Genomic DNA, 8,912 nt, shown 5'->3' with positions numbered 1-8,912 from the left:
CAAGCAACGCTTGCTTTTACAACAGGATGGCTCTGCGAAGAATTCTTATTTATTATTCCTCATCCTAGAGTTAATGATTCAGTAAATACTAGATATGATATTTTTGTAAAAGCAACTGAAGTTATTTATCATACCTATTGTGAATTTATCGGTAATTCTAAAGTTACAAAAGAGCTTGAAAAAGTTTTAAATGAGGCTAGAAGTCATAATCTTTTTTGTAATCAACATCATATAGCTGTACGAGACAAAATTATACATTTATTTGAATTAGCACAAAAAAAAGTTAGAATAGACTTATTATATGCTCTTTCAGGCCATCTTAAAATTTACTTTCAAATAGGTGATTACCTCAGTCAAGCTACTTATAAAATTAGCGCTAGTACTAGCGAGGGTAAAGGATTTTACGCCTTTGAAACTCGTGATGGATCATACGCCGTCTATGGGACGCAATCATACCTAGATAGAGTAGTAGAGACGATAATAGACCCATTAGAGGAGCTTACAAGTCGTACTAACTTACCTAACTATCTCAAAGAAAATCTCCAATACTTTATCGTACTCATCCGTACTCAGGAGTTTTCAAGCACAAAAGAAGTATTTGAACTTGGGCAGAATCTTGGCTCGTCAATCTTATCTTACCTACTCACTGAATAAGTTCCGCTGTAACTGCTCACAGCAAAAACCAGGGCTTGTTGAGAACCAGGTTTCTCAAAGAACAACTACTTTTTGCTTAAGTCAGTGCCATTCCCCTGAGGGGGGTGAGGGGTGGGGGATATCGCCACGCCCCTCCTAAATTCGTGTAAAAATATGCGATCGCTGGCTCTGTCAAACACCTCGGCCTACTTCGTTAAGGTTGGGGCTTAGACCTGTCTCCTCTCCCCACTGCGATCCCGAAAGTGGTTGGGTGAGGATGGATACTTCTCGCAGGGTTTGTGGCAGCACTCTTGTTCAGCGATTCGTTTTTGCTATGATACATACTTCTCAAAACCTCTGCTGGTAAAGATTCCGTCAAGGATAAGCCTGAAAACAAGCAGAACTGTCCAGTCCGCAGAAGTTCACCGTCAGGACAAAAGGATGAGGCGCAGATATAGATATGACCTACGAAATTTTTGACCAACAACTCGCGCTATCCCTCCAGCGCTTAGAAGCACTGTGGCGACAGGTGGACGAACTGCCAAAGCCATCATCGGCTCAGCTATGGCAAGATGCTGATGAAGTTCCTGAAAAGCCGCAAGAAGAACTGATGCAGAGTTTGGAGGAACTCTCGCTTTCTCTGCAAGAGTTACAAGTTGCTGCTGAGGAACTGCGCCAACAAAATGAAGCGTTAGCCGAAAGTCGCAAGGCTGTTGACCAAGAGCGACAGCACTACCAAGAATTATTTGAATTTGCCCCAGATGGCTATGTGGTCACAGACAAAGAGTCTGCGATTTTAGAAGTCAACCAAACCGCAGCGCAGTTGCTCAATGTTTCCTCTGAGCGTTTAGTGGGTAAACCCTTAGTGGTGTTTGTCGCTCCCGAAGAACGTCGCGACTTCTACTCGCAGCTGCGTCAGTTTCAAAAGGGTGAGCCGATCAAGAATTGGCAGGTTCAGCTTCAACGGTGGCGCGGAGCCTCCTTTAGGGTATCGTTTACCGTAGCTCCGATCAAAAATCCCCAAGGGGAGGTGGTGGGTTTGCGTTGGCAGCTGCAAGACCTGACATCTCCTAAGAAGGAGTCCCCCCAAAAGCAAAGCGATCGCCTATTCCGTGCTATGTTTGAAAACTCGGCAGTGGGAATAGCGCTTTTGGATAGCCAGGGTCGCTTACTCAAAAGTAACCGCGTCCTCCAGGAAACCCTAGGTTATAGCGAACAAGAATTACAAACAAGTTTTTCTAAGTTGCTGAACTTGGACGAACCCGGTATGGAGTCGGCCATGTTTCAACAATTGCTCGCAGGACGACGCCGCTCTTACCAGCTAGAAAAGCGCCTCTCAAATCCCGATCGCTCTATGCAGTGGGGACGCCTGACCTTTTCTTTAGTGCGAGGGACTCAATCTGAACCCCCCTTGGCGACTTGTATCCTGGAAGATATTACAGCGCTGCGTCAGCTGAAAGCTGAACAGCAACACGCGATTGAATACCAGGAAGCGATTAAACAGCAGCAGGCAACCAAGAAGTTAGAATTAAGCCTGCAAGAGCAGAAAAATAGCTTCAATCAGTTGCTCGAGACTCCCAACCCACAAATCGCTCCCTTGCTTGAACAGTTAGGGAAAATCCTGAACGATATTCTCTCTAGCACCTCTGAATTCTTCTTTGTCTGCGATCGCGCTGGAAAATATATCTATGTGAACCGAGCAGCGGCACAAGCGTTGGGTTTCAATCAAAGCGATTTCATCAGTAAAACCTGGCAACAGCTAGAGTTACCCGCTGAAGTGATGGAACGCTTGGATGCTCAACGCGCGATCGTATTTACTACGGGAGTTGCGATCGCAGATGAAGCCAGCTTTCCCACCAAAGACGGCATCAGAGACTATGAGTACACGATGACACCCATCACTGATACCAACCATAAACCGGAGGCTGTCGTCGTCACAGTTAGAGATATTACCGAGCAAAAACTAGCCGCCGTCGCTATTAGTGAAGCCTTAGCCAAAGAAGAAGAGTTTAGTACTCTCCAATCCCACTTCTCTTACTTTGTCTCGGTCGTTGTGCGGGAACTGCGCAATCCACTCAACAACATTTTTGCTTGCACCAAGTTAATCGAAAGTAACGCTCAGCCAGAAGCTGATGAAAAACTGCTCTACTATCTGCAACTGATTCAAGCGAATGTTAGACGAATTAATCAGCTCTTACATAACCTGTTGTTGATTAAGAAGCTAGAAACTAAAGAACTTAGCTTAAACCCTGCTTTGCTCAATCTAACCGAGTTCTGCCGTGAGTTGACGGAAGATGTACAGCAGGGTGCAGGTTTCTTGCATCAACTTAGCTTCATCAGTGAATGTCATGGAGCCGATGTCTGTATGGATAAAAAACTACTGCGGCACCTGCTCACCAATTTACTGCTCAACGCGATTAAGTCTTCTCCAGAAGGCAGCGAGGTCAAGATGGAGCTGATTTGTCAGGAGGAGCAGGTCGTTTTTCACATTCAAGATTCTGGCTCAGGACTATCTCCAGAAGACCAAGAATTACTCTTCAAGACATTCCACCGAGGCAGTCCCCTCGGTACTGTTGCAGCCAGCAGCTTAGGTCTACTAGTGGTTAAACAGTGTGTAGAATTACAGGGAGGTGAGATTTTCGTAGCCAGTGATGGGAGCGTTGGCACAACATTTACGGTGACGCTGCCGCTGCATCAGCAATGCGTAGATAGTAACCGTTAGAACACGAAAGTCATCTGTTAAGGGTACTCTCCGTATTTTTGCATCAGTCTTAACGATGGGTATTCAAGCGGAGATTATATTATTTCTGCGCGAGCCCAAAGTGCGATCGCGGTTGATTGTAGCCCTGTACCAACACTCTGCCAAGCTCAACTGTAGCTGAGTGGAGAAAAGGCTTTGATGAACGCTGATTCAGTACTGATCGAAACAGTAATTTCCCATAGGGGCAGCACAAGAAGTGCCTGCCCCAAACCCTAAACAGACACCCATTGCGGGTTCTACACATTAATGAATCGATGCTCTAGGTCTTCTTAAAGTGCAAATATGAATCAAGTCCAGTGAGCCTAGATAGAAGAGTATCTAGGTTAATCAGGTCAGCGTTTCATTATTTTCATCAAGTAAAAATTTTTAAGCCAAATTCGACGACGTATAAATTTAATCCCTACTGTTTAACCTGCATATTTTAATGAACATTAAGATTTAGTGTATCCTAGGATACATAAAGCTTTAATGAGGCTACACTAAAGGTTTCAGGGTAAGGTGGAGATTCCCTAAAGACGATTCAGAGACGAGTTTCCATCAAAGTCCGGAGCGCCTACGGCACGGTAATTATCTCGATGGCGACCTCAAGGCAATCCCTGAAAGTAAAGTTGCAATAAGATTGTGTAAATACTTCTTAAAGAGGCTTACATTTGTTTCCAAAGGTAGTCAAAATTATATATAGTTATCTAACTCAAGAGAGTTTTCATTCGGTTATCAACTTTTTTAGTCTACAACCCCAGCAAGAGGACGAAGCAATTTAACTATCGATTGATGCCTATTGATGTCCTGATAACAATAGATAAATTCATAGATATTTAGAGTTTTTTGAGGAAGAGTATTGAATTTCACCTAAATAATTAACCTTTGAAAAGAAAAATCTTTCTTTTGACTTAGTGCTAATAGCTTTAAGTTGACTAAACTCTCCATTTCGGATTAGGGGAGTATCTTAATAATTCCTATAAATTAACACTATAAATCTAATTTTACCCAGAAAACATTGATGCACAGCTGCCAACAGAGACGTGAATCAAAGCCTAGCTCACATGACGGAATCCAGCCCTGACAGTACGGAGACCGAGTGCAGATGGCAAAAAAAGCTAGAACCTGTCTCCACCGAACTGAATACAGTCAATGCCCTGATGGTGACTCTTGACCAACAGGGGCGAATTGTTTCTTTTAACAAAGCTAGCGAACAAACAACAGGATACTCGTTTAATGAAGTCCGAGGTAGGCATATCTGGGATATCCTCTTGATTCCGGAAGAGGTGGAGCCATTCCAAGCTCTGTGGGAGAATTTCCAAGCTGGAAGTTCTTCAGAGTACGAATACGAAAGCTATTGGGTAACGAAGGACGGGAAGCGCCGTCGGCTCGCTTGGTCAAACACGACCCTACTCAACAATGAAGGTGCTATTGAGTATATGATTGGCACCGGAATTGATATCACCGGTAGTTGCTCTCCCTACGGAGTAGCTTTGCCTCGCTTTGCTGCTAAGCACCAAGCTGGCGCTAGCTCCTACGACGCCGCGTCGTCCCTAAGGCGATCGCCCACGCCTCACCCGTTCCCCGAAGGATACCACAGCAGGGATCGCAAGCCTGAGGCGAAAGAGTTAGATCACCAAGACGAACGAACACAGTTGCTGGCTAAAATCACCCTTAAAATTCGCCAGTCTTTGCAGCTAGAGGACATTCTCCAAACCACCGTCACGGAAGTGCGAAATCTTCTTCAGGCGGATCGAGTGGTGATCTACCGTCTTTGGTCAGACGGAACTGGGAGCGGGGTGACTGAGGCCGTCACTCCTGGCTGGCCCGCCATTCTCGGACAGACATTTGAAGCAGAAGTCTTTCCCCCGGAGTACCATCAGCTATATGCCTCCGGACGAATTCGGGCGATTGAGGATGTAGAGAACGCTGAAATAGCCTCTTGCCTGGTTGAATTTCTACAACAGTTTGGCGTGAAGGCTAAGGTCGTTGTACCCATTCTCCTCAAAGAAAAACTCTGGGGTTTGTTGGTTGCCCATCAGTGCGACACACCCCGGCAATGGTCGAGATTGGAAGTTGAATTTTTGCAACAGCTGGCTGACCAGCTGAGCATTGCTTTAGCCCAAGCTCAATATCAGGAACATTTAGAAGAATTAGTAGCAGAGCGTACTGCGAGGTTGACCAATACCTTAGAACGACTTCAGCAGGAAATCTATGAGCGCCAACGAACGGAAAACGCACTGCGGGAATCAGAAGCCAGGTGGCGCTCTTTAGTGAAAAATGCCCCTGATGTTATTCTTACGTGCGATCGCACTGGCAAAATCCTGTTTATTAATCGCACAGTACCAGGCTTTACTGTAGAACAGGCGCTCGGGACAAGTGTGTATGACTACATCCCGTTCGATCATCACAACACCTTAAAGCAATCCTTTGAGCGAGTTTTCCAAACTGGTGAGCCTGTCTACTACGAAACGCTTGGAGCTGGTGCTAACGGTACGACTTCCTGGTATGCCAGCCGTGTGGGACCGATTCAACAGGATGGGCAGGTTGTGGCGGCAATAGTTATTTCCACAGATATTACCGAGCGCAAACAAGCCGAAGAACTGCTACATCTGCGCCAACAAGAGTTTAGAGCTTTGGTGGAAAATTCACCGGACTTGATTGCGCGGTTTGATCCCCAATTACGTCATGTATACGTCAATCCAGCCGTCGAACGCAGCACGGGGATACCGAAACAAACATTCATCGGCAAAACTAATCAGGAGTTGGGAATGCCACAGGAGCTAGTTACTTGCTGGCAGGAGGCTCTCTTAGAGGTATTAGCAACTGGGCTCGAACAAATTATTGAATTTGACTTCCTTACACCGAGTGGCATTAAATTTTATCAAACTCGGATTGTCCCTGAGTTGACACAAGACGGGACAATTGGGTTTTTGTTAGGTGTAAGCCGCGACATCACTGAGTGCAAACAGGCGGAAGAAGCACTGCGACAGCGCCTCCTCAAAGAGCAGGCGCTCAATCAGGTTGTCCAAGTCATTCGGAACTCTCTAGATTTAGAGACAATTTTTTCCACAGCTGTTAAGGAAATGGGCAATCTACTACCCGTGGATAGGGCAGTAGTCGTTCAATATTTGCCTGAAAGAGAGATGTGGTTGAATATAGCCGATTATCGTGCCTCTTCCGATTTACCCGTCGCTTTAGGTTTAGAAATCCCGGATGAGGACAATACGGTTACCGCTCGACTGAAGCGCTCGGAAGTTGTCTTAATTGACGATACTACTAGTTGTGAGGATAAAATCAACCAAAACTTGGCTCAACGGTTTCCCGGCGCTTGGCTGTTGGTTCCATTGCACTTTGGCTCCCAAATCTGGGGTAGTCTCAGTTTATTAGTCGCAAATCGTCCTTACTCTTGGCAAGACTCGGACGTGCAAGTCACCTTAGCGATTGCCGAGCAACTTGCGATCGCTATTCAACAAGCTGAACTGTTGAATCAAAGTCGGGCTGCTACTCTAAGAGCCCAAGAGCAAGCCGAAGCGCTTAAACACGAAATTACAGAGCGCAAGCGGACAGAAGAAACCTTGCGAGCTATATATAAAGTTAGTACAGCCCGAAAACTCAGCTTTGACCAACGCTTACAAGGACTGTTGGCACTGGGACGCCGTCGATTTGGTTTGGAGATGGGCGCTTTAGGTCGGGTGGAAAACAACCTCTATAAAGTGATTGCCGCTCAAGTTCCGCCCAAGTCTAACTTCCCAATTCCCAAAGGAAGTATCTGGAGTCTGGAGAAGATTTATTGCAGCGTGACGTTTAGCGCAAGGGAACCCATCGCTTTTGAATCGGCTGGACTCTCCTCGTGGAGTAGTCACCCCGCCTACAAATCTAGCCGACTCGAAGCCTATATGGGGATGCCAGTGGTTGTAGCTGGCAAGGTTTATGGCACCTTAAGCTTTTATAGCCTCCAGGCACGCCAGCACCCTTTTACAGTTGGAGATAAAGCACTGTTGAAGCTGATGGCACAGTGGGTAGGAGCCTTCCTGGAGCGCCAGCAGTCGGAGGAGGAACTGCGCCAATCGAAAGAAAGATTTCGAGAAATAGCCCAGAGGGAGGCGCTGCTGAACCAACTTGCCAGTCAGATTCGTCGCTCTCTCGACCTTAATACCATTTTAGAAACAACAGTGTATGAGATTCGCAATTTGTTGCAGATCGATCGCTGCTTTTTTCTGTGGTACCGACCAGACGCGATTCAACCGGTTTGGGAGGTGGTGACCGAAGCGAGGAGTCCTGCCTTTCCCAGCGTCATTGGTCACCGTGTTCCTCTTCGCACCTTTGGCCCCTTGACCGATAGGGTGTTTAACAAGGAAATCACTCGTGTGGACAATGCTAGGAGTTTAACTGATCCAGCGGAGCGCAAGTTTTTCTTCAGTCTGGGCTATACGGCTATGTTGGCACTGCCTATTCATACAACATCTGGCGAAATTGGAGTGGTTAGCTGTGGTCACTCGACGGGGTCAAGACCTTGGTGTGAGGAGGAAGTGGAACTGCTACAGGGGGTTGCGGATCAACTTGCGATCGCGATCGGTCAAGCCGAACTTTTGCATCAAAGTCGCACAACAGCTGATGCTGCTCAAAAGCAAGCGACCCAACTTGAACAAGCGTTGCGTAAACTTCAACAAACTCAAGCCCAACTCGTTCAAAGCGAGAAGATGTCTTCTTTAGGGCAACTAGTCGCGGGCATCGCTCATGAAATTAACAATCCTGTTAACTTTATCTATGGAAATATCACCTACGTTAATGAATACGCGGAAGACCTGATCAATCTGATTCAACTTTATCAGGAATACTATCCTTGTCCTATCAAAGAAATTAGAGCTTCAGCTCAAAAAATTGACCTGGATTTCATTAAAGAAGATTTACCCAAAATCGTATCCTCCATGAGGATGGGTACCGAGCGCATCCGCCAGATTGTTCTATCCCTGCGGAATTTTTCACGGGTGGATGAGGCCGAGATGAAATGGGTGAACATTCACGAGGGGATTGATAATACCCTGCTGATTCTGACTCACCGCCTCAAAGCCAAACAACCGGAATATCCAGACATCCAAATCCTTAAAGATTACGGCAATCTGCCCAAAGTACAGTGCTATGCAGGGCAGCTCAATCAGGTGTTTATGAATATCCTGACGAATGCGATTGAGGCGATAGAAGAGGATCACAAACAGCGCTCACCTGAAGCGAGCAAAACCCATCCCGGCTTGATTTGGATTTGCACAGAGGTTTTAGCCGAGCGCAATCAGGTAATGATTCTGATGAGTGACAATGGGCCAGGGATGACTCAGCAGGTACAGCGAAGGGTATTCGATCCGTTTTTTACAACGAAACCAGTCGGTTCGGGTACAGGACTAGGGATGTCCATTAGCTACCAGATTGTGGTTGAAAAACACGGGGGTCAATTGGAGTGTATTTCCGCACCCGGTCAGGGCACAGTGTTCTTAATTTCCCTTCCCATCCAGCAATCTTCGTAGTTGAGGCTAGGCTGTCA

The 8,912-nt window shown here is 46.3% G+C and carries 3 protein-coding genes; all 3 read left to right on the top strand.

The genetic code is table 11. The features are described 5' to 3' along the window. The coding region (locus tag V6C93_RS03300) for a hypothetical protein (protein WP_333475221.1) at nucleotides 1-654 on the top strand (654 nt) is incomplete at its 5' end. A 439-nt stretch (nucleotides 655-1,093) separates the two neighbouring features. Continuing rightward, complete coding sequence (locus V6C93_RS03295; RefSeq protein WP_333475220.1) at nucleotides 1,094-3,355, top strand: PAS domain S-box protein; 2,262 nt, start codon at nucleotides 1,094-1,096, stop codon at nucleotides 3,353-3,355. Between the two features lie 1,061 nt (nucleotides 3,356-4,416). Continuing rightward, on the top strand, nucleotides 4,417-8,895 hold the full coding sequence (locus V6C93_RS03290; RefSeq protein ID WP_333475219.1) for a GAF domain-containing protein: 4,479 nt from the start codon (nucleotides 4,417-4,419) through the stop codon (nucleotides 8,893-8,895). Nucleotides 8,896-8,912: the final 17 nt, after the last annotated feature.

Origin of the sequence: Allocoleopsis sp., assembly GCF_036703385.1 — a bacterium.
Taxonomy (GTDB): Bacteria; Cyanobacteriota; Cyanobacteriia; order Cyanobacteriales; family Coleofasciculaceae; genus Allocoleopsis.
This window is presented reverse-complemented; position numbering and strand designations above follow the sequence as displayed.